9 protein-coding genes are annotated in these 14,844 nt (G+C 70.9%); 7 read left to right on the top strand and 2 right to left on the bottom strand.

Annotation, left to right across the window (positions count from 1 at the left end; genetic code table 11):
- Positions 1-57 precede the first annotated feature (57 nt).
- The 4 genes from QWU11_RS16565 to QWU11_RS16580 all read left to right on the top strand — a co-directional run bounded on the left by QWU11_RS16565 (position 58) and on the right by QWU11_RS16580 (position 5,424).
- Positions 58-963 (top strand): patatin-like phospholipase family protein, encoded by a 906-nt coding sequence (locus tag QWU11_RS16565; RefSeq protein WP_290109181.1) that lies wholly within the window; start codon positions 58-60, stop codon positions 961-963.
- Positions 964-1,090: 127 nt separating this feature from the next.
- Entirely contained in the window at positions 1,091-3,790 is a 2,700-nt protein-coding gene (locus tag QWU11_RS16570) for a hypothetical protein (RefSeq protein ID WP_290109182.1), read from the top strand.
- 468 nt (positions 3,791-4,258) lie between these two features.
- The gene (locus QWU11_RS16575) at positions 4,259-4,861 is read left to right on the top strand and encodes a hypothetical protein (protein ID WP_290109183.1); all 603 of its coding nucleotides are present in this window, start codon (positions 4,259-4,261) and stop codon (positions 4,859-4,861) included.
- A complete protein-coding gene (locus QWU11_RS16580; protein ID WP_290109184.1) occupies positions 4,858-5,424 on the top strand; it encodes a YkgJ family cysteine cluster protein in 567 nt (188 codons plus the stop codon). The genes QWU11_RS16575 and QWU11_RS16580 overlap by 4 nt, the downstream gene beginning before the upstream one ends.
- Before the next feature lie 224 nt (positions 5,425-5,648).
- Here the strand turns inward: QWU11_RS16580 and QWU11_RS16585 are convergent, their stop codons facing one another.
- Positions 5,649-8,978, bottom strand: a complete 3,330-nt coding sequence (locus QWU11_RS16585; RefSeq protein WP_290109185.1) for a DUF5107 domain-containing protein — start codon at positions 8,976-8,978, stop codon at positions 5,649-5,651.
- 90 nt (positions 8,979-9,068) lie between these two features.
- Between QWU11_RS16585 and QWU11_RS16590 the strand changes: the two genes are divergently transcribed.
- The 3 genes from QWU11_RS16590 to QWU11_RS16600 all read left to right on the top strand — a co-directional run bounded on the left by QWU11_RS16590 (position 9,069) and on the right by QWU11_RS16600 (position 12,290).
- Positions 9,069-9,917, top strand: coding sequence for an AraC family transcriptional regulator (locus QWU11_RS16590; protein WP_290111385.1), 849 nt, complete (start codon positions 9,069-9,071; stop codon positions 9,915-9,917).
- Between the two features lie 127 nt (positions 9,918-10,044).
- Positions 10,045-10,758, top strand: coding sequence for a hypothetical protein (locus QWU11_RS16595; RefSeq protein WP_290109186.1), 714 nt, complete (start codon positions 10,045-10,047; stop codon positions 10,756-10,758).
- A gap of 29 nt (positions 10,759-10,787) precedes the next feature.
- Positions 10,788-12,290: a DHA2 family efflux MFS transporter permease subunit gene (locus QWU11_RS16600; RefSeq protein ID WP_290109187.1), complete on the top strand. Its 1,503-nt coding sequence runs from the start codon at positions 10,788-10,790 to the stop codon at positions 12,288-12,290.
- Here the strand turns inward: QWU11_RS16600 and QWU11_RS16605 are convergent.
- The gene (locus QWU11_RS16605; protein ID WP_290109188.1) at positions 12,254-14,686 is read right to left on the bottom strand and encodes an NPCBM/NEW2 domain-containing protein; all 2,433 of its coding nucleotides are present in this window, start codon (positions 14,684-14,686) and stop codon (positions 12,254-12,256) included. The genes QWU11_RS16600 and QWU11_RS16605 overlap by 37 nt on opposite strands.
- Between the last annotated feature and the right edge of the window lie 158 nt (positions 14,687-14,844).

The raw sequence follows: 14,844 nt of genomic DNA on the forward strand, positions 1-14,844 counted from the left end.
CGCCTTCATCCGGATTCATCCGCGTCGGATCGTTGCGTTTCCGGTCGAGGAGACGTGGTGAGAAGCGCGCTCGTGCTGGGGCCCGGTGGGCCGGTCGGGACGGCGTGGCTGGCCGGCCTGGCGGCGGGACTGCGCCGTGAGCGGGTGGACCTCGGCGCGGTCGACCTGATCGTGGGCACGTCGGCGGGTGCGATCGTCGGGGCGATCCTGGCGTGCGGGGGAGACCTGGACCGGCTCGCGACCCTGCCCGGCTCTGGGAGCGGGGTACGAGCCGATCTGCGGTCGGTCACGGAGACGGGACGAGAAGAGCCCGCAGGGGCGCGGGACGATCCGGGCAGGCTCGCCGAGGCGGGTCGGGGTGAGGCTGTGGAGGTGCGGAGCGATCCGGAACGGCTGGCGGAGGTGTTCGCGGTGCTCGGCGACGCGAGGCTCGACCGGGCGGAGGCCGTGCGCCGGGTCGGGCGGCTGGCCGTCCTCGCCTCGGCCGGTGAGGAGGAGACGGTCATCGCCGGGATGCGGTACCTGGTCGGAGGGGCCGACTGGCCGGACCGGCCGCTGCTGATCCCGGCGGTCGACGCCGAGACCGGCGAGGCGGTGGTCTGGGATCGGGACGGCGCCGCCTCGCTGCCCCAGGCCGTGGCGGCGAGCATCGCGTTCCCGGCGACCGCGCCGCCGATCACCATCGGAGGGCGGCGGTACATCGACGGTGCTCTCCGGGCGGGGCTCAACGTCGACCTGGCCGGAGCCGCGGACCTCCTCATCGTCGCCGAGCCGATGGCGCACCTGTCCGGTGAGACCACAGCGGACGAAAGGGCCGTACGGCTGGTCCCGGACGCCGAGGCGATCGCGGCGTTCGGCCCGGACATCACCGACCGCGCCGCGTGGGCGCCGGCGTACGCGGCCGGAGTGCGGCAGGCGCCTGCCGCGGCCCGGCAGATCGGCTCCCGACTCGCGGCAGGGTAGGCGGAGGTGTTCGCGATCCCGCGGGGCGTCGCCGTTGTGACGGCACCTCTGACTCCGCCCTGGTGAGAGGTCTCTTCACCGGCCCGCGCTGCCGATATCGTTCCCTGGGCGTCGGAGGGGGGATGGTGTGACCGCGGCAGGATTCGAGGCTCGGGCCGATACCTGGATGACCTCCGGGAAAGGGGTGGTCGAGGCATCGGACCTGCTTGCTTCGGCGGTCGACGCGTTGTGCCGTGAACTCGCCTCGGCGGGGGCGTGCTGGGGCGCGGACGACATCGGGCAGGCGTTCTTCCACGGGACCGGTGAGGCGGCCGGCTTCGCCACCGTACGGGACGCGATGCTGGCCGATCTCGAGGACATGGTGAACTCGCTGCGCACCACGGGCGGCAAGCTGATCGTGTCAGGGAAGACCTATCTGCTGGCCGATGAGGCGAGCGATGGAGAATGGGCCTTGCCGTCGCACGGGGGCCGGAACGCGGTCGCGCTGGAAGATCTCTATCAATTGCCGCCGGTGACGGCGAGTCTCGTGGACTCCGACCCGCCGCCGGCGGACGGGGAATGGATCCTCGGACTGCTGGAGCGGCTGGTCGTGGGATGCCGGTGGCCGGACGGCAACATGTCACGGCTCGCGTCCGTACGGAATGCGTTCACTGCCGCGGCGAAGTCGGCCGACGCGGTGGCGAAGGACGTGCGACATCATGCTCACGCGGTCACGGCCAGCAACGTGGGCGAGGCCACACAGAGGTTCACCTCGTTCGCTGCGGTGTTGACCGGCGACGGCGACGAACGCGGCCTGAAGCGGCACGCCTTGATATGTCGCAAGCTTGCGGACTGGGTCGACGCTCTGATCGAGGAGAAGCGGGCCGCCCGCCTGCAGTTCGAGCTGTCCGTGGCCTTCCTGTCCGCGGTATGGGCGATGGCACTGGCGACTTCGTGGATGGTCGGCGGCGCGTCGGTCGTCGATGCCTTCGCGGCCACAGCGGCTGAAGGAATCGCACTCAGGGCGTTTTTGCGAGCCGTCGCGATGGGCGTGTTGTACAACGGCGGCCTGGACGCTGCCGGCCAGTACGCCCGCGTACACGAGGGCCTCCAGAAGGGCTTCGACGCCGAAGAGTTCTTCACGGCCGCGGGAGAGGGCGCCATCACCGGCGGGGTGATGGGGGCGGCCGGCGGATGGATCGGACGACAGCGCAACCCGCTCACCACCGCGTTGTCGAGCTGGATGGAATCCGGCGGCCTCACCGGTGTCGCGTCGCGGTTCGGCGTGGTCGGCGCCAGCGGCACCCTCGGCAACGTCGCCGCCCAGCTCACGTTCCGCAAGGGGCACGCCGACCTCGGAGAAGCAGCCATGTTCGGCTTCGGAATGGCCGGTCTCGATGGCGCCGCACACGCGGGCGGACGTCTCGCCGGCCGGCTCGAGGACACGGCCCGGCTCGCCGCCTGGCTGGACGGCCGGCCGACACCTCTCGCCGGCGGATCCCGTCTCCCCGCGGGCGCGCCGGCCGACCGCGCCACCGAGCTCGCCTCCGACGCGGCGCCGGGCGGTTCCCACGCCGGCGCGGACGAGGCCGGCGAAGGGCATGCCCCTGCCGGCTCCGCGGGGCCGGCGGCCGATGCGGCCAGGACGCTCGATGGCGGCGCTGCCGCGCACCTCCGGTGGGCCGATCTGAGCGTGGATCCGCGGCTCGCATCCCCGTTGAAGAGGCTGGGGGACCTCGACCCGGCCGGCCATGCCCGGCTCCACGACGAGGTGGACCGAGGAGCGTTTCACGGCCGGGACGGTTTCACGACGGCTCTCGACGCCGCCCTGGTCGGCTGGAAACCGACGGAATCCCCGTACGCGGTGCGTGGCCGTGAGCTCTTCGACGGGTTCTTCGGTACGGATCCGGTGTTCATGACCAAGGGCGGCGAGAATCTCGTCTACGGGGCCGGTGACAGTGTCGTCAAGGTGGATCACAACACCACGGGACAGTTGCTGGGCTGGCGCGAGGAGGGATGGCATCCGGAAGACTTCCGAGCCGATGAGGTCTTGGCGAAGATGACGAGCATCGCCGAAGAGAGAATGCATCGATATCAAGCCTTGAAAGACTTTCACGGGTCCGCTCACGTGATCCCGGAAACCGTTCATGTCCGGGAGCTGGAGTGGCCTGGACGTATGCTCCGGGAGCTGGCCGCCGACGGGAGGCGGGTGGAGCCCGATCAAAGCTACGTCCTGCCCACCTTGATGACGACCCAAGAAAAGATCTCCGGACTGGAGAGCCTGAGTAATCCTGACCTTTCAACGGGATACTCAGAGATGGACGACAAGCCTGACACTGAGCAGTACGTGGCGGCCAGCCGGCGCTGGCTCGAACTTCACGGTCCGGCAGGTTTCGATCCACAGCTGTTCCTGTCCGTTCAGCGGAGTCCTTCGATCGGCCGGATAGTGGACCTGCTGCAATCGGATCCCGCCACTCAGGCGGCCGTCCGGACGTTCGTTCACAACTCGATCGCCTACACGAAACACACAGACGAGATCATGGACACCGTCGGTGCGGGCAACATCGTCTTCATGAATTCGCGAGATTACATTCTCGTCGACGCGCTCCACCCGTACCCGCCGAGGGAGCTGGCGGCGGCCGTAGCGGCTCTCCATCGCCTCAATCGGGGGGAAGAGCTTGCCAGATCAGACAGGATATGCCTGATCAACGTTCTCAACTATGTGCGAACGCTCAACGCGCTCGCCAGCGCGACAGGTCTGTCCCAGCGCATTGATATCGTCCCCCGGCCTTTCAACCCAGGCAACTGGGAAAGGTTCCTGCGACTCTGGGACGATTGGGGAACGTGAAGGTGCGAGGCAGGGGCACCCCCACATTCTCAACCTCTCCACGGCTGTGAGCCGCACGAAAGGCGTGTTCCCCGTTGCGGTGCCGCTCGGGCCGGCGGGGCGGCGTCGCGCCGCGTTGGCCGTACGCCACGCGGCGGCGGCCTGGGCCTAGTGGGATGTCCTCGCAGATGTCGCCGGTCGCGACGATGAGGTAGATCCACGGCCCCGCAGCGGACCGGACCCTGGTCCGAGCGGTGTCCGTGTGACCGGCTCGGCTTCTGTACGACGGGCCGGCCTGACGGCCGGTTGGATGAGCGACTCGCCGGTTCGGGCTGCTCAGCCGCGGCTGGTCCACCTGGAAGGGCGCACACCACGGGCGGCTGCCGGGGATCGCCGACGACACCACCGCCGGAGTGAACCGCCTGGGCGTTTGCTCCGTATGCCGGAGAAGGGGCCGGTCGGCATCGCCATACCGAAGGGGATGGAGCGTTGATTCTGGACAGATCGGTGGAGGCACGCGCCCAATGGCACGCCTGCCGGGCGAAGGCTCGTTGTGCGCGCGGGCCGCGGCAGGTCACGGGGGCGGACATCGTCCGGATCTCTCGTACGCTCGCTCTGGAGCCCTGGCACTTCACGGAGACCGCACCCGCGATCGCGGACGATCCCACCGGGATCGTGCTCGACAAGGGGCGGCGGCGGGTCTTCCTCAAGATCGCCAACGCCACGAACGGCTGTGTCTTCTCGATTCGCACTCCCAGCGGCGCACGCGGCTGTGGACTGGGGGATCTCGCGCCGGTCTCCTGCCGGATCTTCCCCGCCGACACCAAGGACGGCGCCCCGGCGATCCGCCGCGAGCCCGGGTGCGACTGCCGGGAGTGGACGCTGGAGGATCTGGACCAGGAGGCGGTGACCGAGGCCCTCCGCACCTGGTCGGCCGATCGGGATCACTGGTTCGAGGTGGTCGAACGGTGGAACGCGCTGGCTTCTGAGTCCGCCGAGGAGCTCGGCATCGAGGATTTCCAGCGCTACCTGCTCGAAGCGGAGTCGGCGCGTGAGACCGGCGCGGGCTGGCCCGAGGAGGCGACGGCATGAGCGCTGCTTCCGCCGGATGTGCCGGGTGCGCCGGCCAGTGCTGCCGCAAGTATCGCGTCGGGGTGACCGTCAGGGACGTCCAGGTGCTCGCCGAGGGCACCGCCATGCATCCCGGTGACTTCCTCCGTCTGCTCGACACCGACAAGGACGGCTTCCGCCTCAAGGCGGGCGGCCCCGCGAAGGGCCTGTACATGCAACACGTGGGGGGCAAGGGCAGCGGCTGCGTGTTCCTCATGGAGATCGCGTCCGGAAAGGCGCGGTGCGGCGTCTATGCTCACCGTCCCCTCGTGTGCAGCAACTTCCCCCTGAGCCTGCAACGCAGCGTGGTGACGCTCCGCGAGGACACCCTCTGCGGCCCCGACTCCTGGAACCTCGCCGCGATGGACCTCCCCGCCTACCGGCGCGACCTTCTCCGCGACAAGGACGCGAAGGTCGAACACCGCCAGGCCATCGAGACGTGGAACGAGCGAGTCGACGCCTCCGGCCGGGAGGCGACGCCGGAGGAGCTGTACGACTACCTGCTCACCTGCCCGATCAAAGCAGCGGAGGGCCCCACGGTCTAACACCGTCGCAGGACGGTCATCCCGGCAGGGCGGGACTGTCGCCAGGGTGTGGCGGGACTGTCATCCCGGCGGGGTGGAACCACCGCCTGGATGGGGCGGGGTCGCTTGGGCGGTGCGGGATCGTCACCTTGGTGGCGTGTGGCGGTGCTGCCGTCGGTGGACGGCTGGACAGGGCCGGCTCCTTCCTCCATTACCTGGAGACCGCTTGCGGCGGACCGGAGATTTCAAGACGGGCCCTCAACCGTCAGTGAGGTGGTGAGGGTGGCTGCGGCCAGGTGGTTGGGATCGTGGGCCAGGACGGTGGCGAGGCCGGCCCCGGCCTCGTCTCGTTGGCCGCGTAGGGCGGCGGCCTGGGCGGACAGGAACGTCGCGGTCGTTCTGCGACGGGACGTCAGGTCGTCGGTGAACAGGAGCATCGTCGGCAGGGACGTGGCGAAGTAGTCGACGCGGGCCGGGGTGGTCGCCAGCTCGGTCGCGTACGCCTCCAGGCCGCCGGCCAGTGTCGCGGCCTCCTCCCCGTGGCCCAGGCGGTGCCGGGCCAGGGCGGAGAAATAGGTCTTCTCGCTGTACGGGCGCGTGCTCATCTCCTGGAAGTCACCCTCTGCCTCGGCCGCACGGGACCAGGCGTGCTCGGCGGCCTCCTTCTCACCGGCTGCGGCCAAGGCGTCGCCCAGGACAAGGAGAAGGTCGGCGCAGTTGGCCAGTTCGTGGCGGGCCTCGCCCAGCGACTCCGGGGGGTCCAGGGCGGCTCGGGCGTGGGCCGCCGCCGCCGTCGCGTCGCCGACGGTCAGAGCCGTGTGGGCCAGGGACAGCCGCGTCTGTTCCCAGGCGTACAAGGCCTGGCCCTCGCCGCCCTCCCACGGCTGGAACCTGCGGTCCGTCAGGAGCTTCAGGGCTTCTTCCGCATCGCCGGTCGTGACCAGCAGCAGCACGTACTCCACGGTCAGGTCATCACGGGACGTCACGACGTCCGGGCGACGTCGCAGACGGGACAGGCGGTCCACCGGCGGGGTGCCCGCGCGCTTGGCCAGCTGGTCCGACTCGTACCAGAGGCGGGCGTCGTCGGGGGCCAGCGTCAGGGCCTGCTCGTAGCAGGATGCGGCCTCGGCCGGGGCGTGGTGAACATTGAAGGCGGCCACGCCTAGATTACGCCAGGCCACGACGTCGGACGGGTCGTGCTCGACCGCCCGTCGCCAGGAGGCGATCGCGTCCTCGTGGCGGCCGTGGTGGTACAGCCAGTGGCCCAGCAGCGACGACGCCTGTCCGTCGGACGGGTCGTGGTCGAGCGCCGTGAACAGTGCGGCCGCGTCCTCCAAACGACTCGGGAAGCAGTAGCGCGGGTCGGCCGTGCGCGCGGACTCCGCCGCCTCGCGGGCGCGCTCCTCGTCACCGAGCTCGGACAGCAGGGCCGCACGGTGATAACCGATCAGCGGAGCGGCGCCCGGCTCGCCGACGGCGGCTCCGCGCCCGCTCTGGTCGAGGACGCGCAGGGCCTCGGTGGTGAAGCCGGCGGCGGCGTAGTCGAGGGCGACGTCCAGGCGCGTCTGGGGAGAGCAGTCCAAGGGGATGCCTGCCTGGTCACGGGACCACCAGTCCAGGGGGTCGAGGCGTCTCACCGCGGCCAGCGCGGCCTCCGCCTCCGCCGAACGACCCAGCCGCTGGAGGACCAGAACGCGCAGGTCGTGGGCCTGGAGCAGGCCTGCCTCGGCGGACAGGACCGCGTCGAGGTGGCCGAGGGCGGCGGTCCACCGGGCGGCGCGGCAGTCGAGGCGGGCCATCACCCAGTGGGCGGGGGCTCGCCAGGCCGCGTTCCAGGCGGCCTTGGCCAACGCGTCGTACGCCTCGTCCAGGCGGTTCAGCCGGACGAGGGTGAGGCCCAGGCGGTAGTGCGCCTCGCCGTCGTAGGGGTTCGGATTGCGTACGGTCAGCCGGTCGACGGCCCGCCTCAGCAGGCGTTCGGCCTCCTCGTACTCTGCGTCGCGGTAGCGGCGGGCGGCCAGCGCCACCGCGCTGCGGGCGTCGCCCGGGTCGCGGCGAAGGGCCTCCAGCCAGTAGGGCTCCGGCGAACGGGTCGCGTGGCGGTACTGCTCCAGGTGCAGGCCCGTCACGTACAGCTCATCGGCGGAGGCGATCTCCTCGGGCGGCGGTGGCTCGGTCGCCGGCGGTGGCGGCTCGGCCTCACCGGAGACGGCACGCGGGCGCCACGCGACCAGCGTCGCGCCTTCATGCTCGACGGCCAGCTCCAGGTCCTCCGGCGTGTACCCCGGCAGCTCCACCTCGGCGACCAGCGGCGTCCCCGGGGCCAGGTCACGCGCCGTCTCCCAGACGATCTCCCCGCCGGGATCGCGCAGCCGGACCAGGCAGCCGGACCGTACGGAGGTGACCGCCACGCCGACCCGTACACGGACGTCGGAGACGCCGAGGCTCACGGCCGCGTCCAGGGTGGCCTGGTGGGCCGGGCCGATGCGCTGGATGGGATACCAGTACTGGTGGAACGTCTTGGTCTCACCCGGCGCCAGGAAGGAGAAGTCCGGTTGGTTGTCGGTGTGGACCCCGGCCATCAGCTCGACGTAGGGGCCGTCGCCGTCGGTCAGGTTGCGGTCCCAGGCCCAGCCGAACGGGGCGTTTCCCCAGGTCCACTGCTTTTTGCCCGGCGCGATGCGATGGTCGGCCCAGTGCACGAAGCCCGCCTCCGCGCCGTGGTCGTAGCCGCCGAAGAAGTCGTCCTCGCTGCCCAGGCACATGTAGGACGTCGGCACCGGGATGTTGCGATACCAGTCGAGGCCGCCGCGTGAGGAGTAGTCGACGCCGTAATAGCGGCCCGACGCGCGCGGGAACGTCGTCATCGCCCGCTTGGCGTGGTCGGCCACGAAGCGTACGTCCGTGGGGAAGAAGGACTGGTAGTCGTCGTTCGCGTGCGCCGCGACGTTGGCCCACCACAGGAACGTCTGGACGTCCTCGGTCCGGTTGTAGAGCCGGACCCGCAGCTCCACCACCGCACGGTCGGGTCTCAGCCGTACGCCGTGCATGCCCTTCATCCGGGTGAGCGGGTCGTGGTCGGAGCACCACACCGTCACCGCGCCGTCGGGCTCGTGCTCGATCTCGACGTCGACCGGCAGGAACGTGGCCGGGCGGTGGTGCTGGGGCCAGTTGAACTCCACGCCGCCGGAGATCCACGGACCCGCCAGCCCGACCAGCGCAGGTTTGATGACGTTGTTGCGGTAGAAGAAGTCGTATCCGGCGGTCTTGTCGTAGCCCACGTGGATGCGGCCGCCCAGCTCCGGCAGGACCATCAGGCGCAACCAGGTGTTCTCCAGGTGGATCGCGCCCCACCGTTTCGGCGCCTTGGTCTCGGCGATCCGCTCGTAGAACGGCAGCGGATAGACCCGGCCGGAGGAGCCCTGGTAGACGCGGCTCTCCAGGAAGGCGGGGTACGGATCAGGGGCGGCCGGCTCGTACGTGTCGATCAGCACGTCCTCGCGCCAGACCGCCACCGGGGCGGCACGCAGGTCCTCGGGGGTGGGCGGCAGATCGAGTCTGCTGTTGGTCGACATGGTTCGAGGTTAGGGAGATCGGGGCGGGGCGGGGAATGGCCAAAGGTACGGTTCGGCCTGGACGAAAGTACGATTGTGACCGTGCCACGGATGCACGGGTTCACCGGCGAGCGCATCAGCGTGCTCGCCCGCCCGCTGATGCGACAGGCGCTCGACCTCCCGCTCACCTCCCGGCTCCTCGTCACCGACTGCGGCCACTTCCCGTACGCCGCCGACCACCTGCGGAGCCGTACGAACGGCAGCCCGCAGGCCATCGTGATCATCTGCGTCGAGGGCGCGGGATGGTGCCGTCTGCCGTCCGGACGCGCCGAGGTGGAGGCGGGTCAGGCGCTCGTCATCCCGGCGGGCGTGCCGCACGAGTACGGTGCCGCCGGAGACGATCCCTGGACGATCTGGTGGTTGCACCTCGGCGGCGCGGACGTGGCCGAGCTCGTCGGCGCGCTGACCGGACCCGTCGTACGGGTCGGGGACGTCTACCGTGCGGTATCGCTGATCGACGAGGTGCTCACGCTGATGGAGCGCGACGACTCGGTCCGCGGCCGCCAAGCGGCGGCCGGCGCGGCGTGGCACCTGCTCGCGTTGCTGGCCGCGAGCCAGACCGGCGCCCCCGCGAGCCGCACCGAGGCGATCCACCAGGCGCAGCGGTATCTCCGCGAGCACCTCGGCGCTCGGACCAGCGTGGCCGAGCTCGCCACGCTGGCCCGGCTCAGCCCGTCGCACTTCGCGGCGCTGTTCCGCCGCGCGACCGGCACGGGCGTCCTGCAGTATCAGACCCGCCTGCGGATGTCGCGGGCGCGCGAACTCCTCGACACCACCGACCGGTCCGTCGCGGAGATCGCGCGTGCTCTCGGCTACGCCGACCCGTTCTACTTCTCGCGCCAGTTCCGCTCCGTGCACGGAACCAGTCCGAGCGCCTACCGGACCCAGAACAAAGGCTGACCGTTCAGTACGAGCCGCCGCGAGCGGCGTGTGGGAAAGCCCTCGAGACGGCCTCCGGCCTTACGCCGGGGGCCGTCCGGGGCGTGGCGAAGCGCACACAATGACGCTTTCCGCTGCGGGATGCTTGGTGGCCATGGAGGCGAAGGAAGCCCGACGCGTCATCCGTGATCAAGAGCGAGCCGGCAGGGAACGGCTCCTTCCGCAACTGGCACAGTTGGGTCTCGAAGCGGAAGCCATAGCGGAAAAACTGCTCAAGCCGTGGCGGGGACGCGAGTACGGACCACCCTCCAGACGAAACCCGGCGGACCGATGCCTCAAGCCGGGCGCGCGGCGTGCGCTCGAAGAGGCGTTCGGCTGGGCCGAGGAGGCCGTCCGCTGGCTCACCGCGCTCGTCGGGGACGTCGACGGGTTCGACCGGCAGGGGCCCCAGGGCTTCCCGACGTTCTTCGGGATCGACTGCCGCGGCGCCGGGAACCGGCTGGAGAGCGCATATGAGGACTTCGCCGCCGCGGCGGCGAAGCTCAAGAAGTTCTCTCCCGGCTGGCCCCTGCTCAACGTTCCGGACGAGACCCACCCGCCGACCTGCAGAAGCCAGGACATCGCGCGACAGGTCGACGCCGGCAGGTGCCTGACGACATCGCAGTCACCGCGGCAGATCCATACCTGGTACGAACAGACGGCAGAGATCCTGGAAAATCACCCGGAAGCCGCCGACGGTTTCGCGCGCCTCGCCCCCGGCGACCGGGCCTTAGGGTCGGTCTTCCCCGACCCGATCCGGCTTCACCAGGCGTACCTCGCACTCGGCCTGGCCTACCTCATCGAGATGGGCCACTTGACTTAGAGCGCACTCTCATTCCTAACGTCATGGGCATGAGTGATCAAACGGAGGGTGAGCTCAGCCGGCGTCGCAGGCTTCTGGTGCTCGTGATCTGCTGCGCCAGCGTGGTCGTCGTCGTGATGGACATCTCCATCGTCAACGTCGCGCTGCCGACGATCCGCAGCGACCTGCACGCCTCCGTGTCCGGCCTGCAGTGGACGGTCGACGCGTACACCCTGGTCCTGGCCAGTTTCCTCGTACTGGCCGGCTCCACCGCGGACCGCGTCGGACGCCGGAGGATCTTCCAGGTCGGCCTCGCCGTCTTCGGGCTCGGCTCGCTCCTGTGCGGCCTCGCGCCGAGCATCGGCTGGCTGATCGTGGCGCGGGTGCTGCAGGCGGCCGGCGGCACGATGCTCAACCCCGTCGCGATGGCGATCGTCGCCACGACGTTCCCCGACCCGTCCGAGCGGGCGCGGGCGATCGGGGTGTTCGGCTCGATGAGCGGCCTCGCCCTGGCGCTCGGGCCGATCCTCGGTGGCGCGCTGGTCGACGGCCTGGGCTGGTACGCCATCTTCTGGGTCAACGTGCCGATCGTGATCGCCGCGATCGTGTGCACCGCGCTGTTCGTACCCGAGTCCCGTGCTCCGCGGGCGCGCCGGTTCGACCCGATCGGCCAGGTGCTGATGATCCTGGTCCTGGGCAGCGTCGTGTACGCGATCATCGAGTCGAAAGGGCTGGGCTGGACCTCGCCCGCCATCCTCGGCCTGCTCGCCGTCGCCGTGATCAGCGCCCTGGGTCTCCTCGCGTACGAGCCGCGCCGCGCCGACCCGCTGCTCGAACTGCGGCTCTTCCGCAGCGTGCCGTTCAGCGCGGCGATCCTGATGGCGATCTTCGCGCTGTGCGGGTTCGGGGCGTTCCTGTTCGTGACGACCCAGTACCTCCAGGACGTACGCGGCATGTCGGCGCTCGCCGCCGGGCTCAGCCTGCTCCCGGTCGGAGCGCTGATCGTCGTGCTCGCCCCGCTGGCCGGCCGCCTGGTCGGCGCGCGCGGGCCACGGCTGCCGCTGATGGTCGCCGGAGCGGCGCTCGCGCTCGGCGGTGGAGTGTCGATCGGGCTCGCGCCCGCGACCCCGCTGCCGGCCGTACTCGCCGCCTACCTGCTGTTCGGCGTCTTCCTCGGCACCGTCAACCCGCCGATCACCAACACCGCGGTGAGCGGAATGCCCCGGTCGATGGCCGGGGTCGCCACCTCGCTGGCCTCCGCAGGACGGCAGACCGGCACCACTCTGGGCGTCGCGATCTCCGGGACGATCGTCGGGTCGTCCTTCGCAAGCGGCGGTACGGCGTTCACCGACGCGGAGCACGGCGTGTGGTGGCTGGTGGCCGGGCTCGGCGTCGGCATCCTGGTCCTGGGGCTGGTCAGTACGGGGAGCCGGGCCCTGGGCACGGCCGGGCGGGCGGCGGCGCTGTTCGAGGAGGTCGACCGGGGGGCGGCCCGGAGGACCGCCCCCCTCGGTGATCAGCCGGAAACGCGAACCTCGGCGGCGGAGGCGTAGCCGCCGTCGCCCCCGGTCGCCGTCAGCCGTACGAACCGTGCCTGTGCGGACGGGAACGCGACCGGCTTCAGCGCCTTGTCATCCGCCCACTCGCCCGAGGCGACCTGCGTGAACGCCGATCCGTCGGAACTGACCTCGACCCGGTAGCCGGTGATCGTGCCCGTGGTGCCCGCGTCGAGGCGAGGCTGATAGGTCAGCCCGCCGACCGCCCGTACGGAACCGAGGTCGATGGTGATCGACTGCGGCAGGGGCGCCTGCGGGCTGAACTCGTCGTGCCAGATCGTGGCCTGCCGGCCGTCGATCGCCCCTGAGGCCGGGTAACCGTCGTGCGCGGTGGTCGCGGTCGCCGCCGCCGGTGTGGCGAAGGACGGCCACGGGGCGCCCGGCGCCGTACACGAGAGCTTGAGCCCGGCCCAGTCCGCGCGATCGTTGTACCCGCCGTCGCCCGCGTCGCCGACCTGCAGCGTCAGCATGCGTACGCCGGTCAGGTCGGCGGTGAAGTCGTGCTCGGCCGTACGGTCGACGTTGCCGCTGCCGTAGAGCGCCCGCCCGTCACCTCGTACGGTGAAGGACGCCGTGCCGCCCTCGGGCCCGACCGCGTTGACCGCATCGTCGATGCCGGCCGTACCCGTCAGGCTCGTGCAGGCGCCACCGAGGTAGTAGTCGACGGTGGACGGCGAGGCGACGCCGAGGCCGCGGTCGTACGACGTGCCGCCGAGGCTGATCGGGTTGCCGCCGACGCTCGCGTCCGGCGCGGGGACCTGCCAGCCGCTGCTCGCGTCGAGCCAGGGCTGGTCGCTGAGGTATCCGCCGCCGGGAGGCGTGGCCGGCACCTGGACCAGGAGCTGTCCGGTGCGCTGTTCGGTGTGGCGCCCGCCCCAGCGGTACCGCGCGGTGACGGTGAGCGGGTAGCGGCCGGGGAGGGTCCCGGCGGGCGGGGTGACCTGCCACCTGCCGGTATGCGCGGTGCCGCCGCCCTTCCAGCCGGACGGTGCGTCGAGGGTGAGCCGGACGTCGGTCACCGGGGTCCGCCCGGTGTTCACGAACGCGGCGGTGACCTGAGTGGGCGTACCGGGGAGCGCGAGGTCGCCGGCCCAGCCGGGGGTCGCGGGTACGGTCGGCGCGTCGAGGGCGGTGGCGGGCGGGAGACCGCCGGGCGCGCCCGCCGAGACGCGGTAGAGCACGGCGCTGCCCGGCGGGACGCTGGCGCGGATGACGCCGGCGCTCTCGGTACGGGTGTGCGACCACAGGTCGTTCAGCGTGTACCGGTCGGCGTGGCGGAGGCCGGTCGCGGAGGCCGAGGTGGTGATGGTGAGCGGCGTGGTGCCCCGGTTGAGCAGCGCGACCGCGCGGTCGCCGTCCGCCAGCCGCCGTACCCACACGTCGCCCGAGCCCTGACTCGCGATCTTCGTGCCCTGGAGACCGAGCCGGTCCTGGTCGACGGCGAGTACGTCCCGGTTGGTCAGCATGTCGACCGTGTCCTGCGACAGGGCGCGTACGTCGCTGCCGACGATGAGCGGCGCGGCGAGCACCGACCACATCGTGAACTGGGCCCGCGCCTGGGCGGAGGTCATGCCGAGCTCGGGACCGAGGTAGTCGGGGTCGTTCCAGTGCCCGGGCCCGGCCGCCTCGGGGTGCGCCGCGTCGTGGTCGAGGTTGCGCAGGACGTCCGCCCACTGGACGCTGTGCACGAAACCGACGTCGGTGTCCGTACGCCAGGAGTTCCCGGTGGTGGGGCCGAACTTGTACGACTCGTAGACCGAGCGCTCCGGAGGCGGGTCACCGGGCCCGGCCGCGCCGGGGGTGAACGGGTTGCAGATGTTGAACAGCATCGGCCGGCCGTTGGCGCGCAGGGCGTCCCGGAACTTCCCGTACGCCTCGGAGGGCACGAGGTGGAGGTTCGTGCCGCCGCAAAAGTCCACCTTTACTGCGTCATAGCCCCATGAGGCGAACTGGTCGACGTCCTGCTGGTAGTGGCCGTAGCTGCCCTGGTTCGCACCGCCGCAGCCGTCCTTGCCGGCGTCGGTGTAGATCCCGGCCTTCAGTCCACGGCTGTGGATGTAGTCCGCGACCGCCTTCATCCCGTCGGGCCACTGCTTCGCGTCGACCGTGATGTCGCCCTGGTCGTTTCGCGTGCCGGACCACCAGCCGCCGTCGAGCCAGACGTACTTGTAGCCGGCGGCCTTCAGGCCGCGGCTGACCAGGGAGTCCGTGACACTTTTGATCGTGGCGAAGTCGTAGGTCGAGCCGAGGCCGTAGTAGGTGTTCCAGCCGGGGTACGGGGTGCGAGCCAGGCTGTTGACGGGGGCCGGTGGGGCGGGCGCGGCGTCGGCCGGCCCGGAGACCGACCCGGCGAGGAGCACTCCTGCGGCAATGCAGGCGAGAGGCGTTCGCATGGCGGAGATCGTGCGCGATCAGCCATTTGAAAAGCAATAACTGGCGGCCTAACAGATAAATTGGTCGATTTTGTGCGATCTCGTCGGGGGCTGGCCCGCTGGGGGTAACCCCCGGGCGACTGGGCGGCTCGCACCATCGTGACCAGGGAGCATGCCGC

The sequence above is a fragment of the Actinomadura sp. DC4 genome, from assembly GCF_030406325.1.
Taxonomy (GTDB): Bacteria; Actinomycetota; Actinomycetes; order Streptosporangiales; family Streptosporangiaceae; genus Actinoallomurus.

What these genes read in the sequence shown, in the direction of transcription:
- QWU11_RS16605 (WP_290109188.1), bottom strand. Translation starts at nt 14,686, where the DNA reads ATGCGAACGCCTCTCGCCTGCATTGCCGCAGGAGTGCTCCTCGCCGGG.
- QWU11_RS16580 (WP_290109184.1), top strand. Translation starts at nt 4,858, where the DNA reads ATGAGCGCTGCTTCCGCCGGATGTGCCGGGTGCGCCGGCCAGTGCTGC.
- QWU11_RS16600 (WP_290109187.1), top strand. Translation starts at nt 10,788, where the DNA reads ATGAGTGATCAAACGGAGGGTGAGCTCAGCCGGCGTCGCAGGCTTCTG.
- QWU11_RS16590 (WP_290111385.1), top strand. Translation starts at nt 9,069, where the DNA reads ATGCACGGGTTCACCGGCGAGCGCATCAGCGTGCTCGCCCGCCCGCTG.
- QWU11_RS16585 (WP_290109185.1), bottom strand. Translation starts at nt 8,978, where the DNA reads ATGTCGACCAACAGCAGACTCGATCTGCCGCCCACCCCCGAGGACCTG.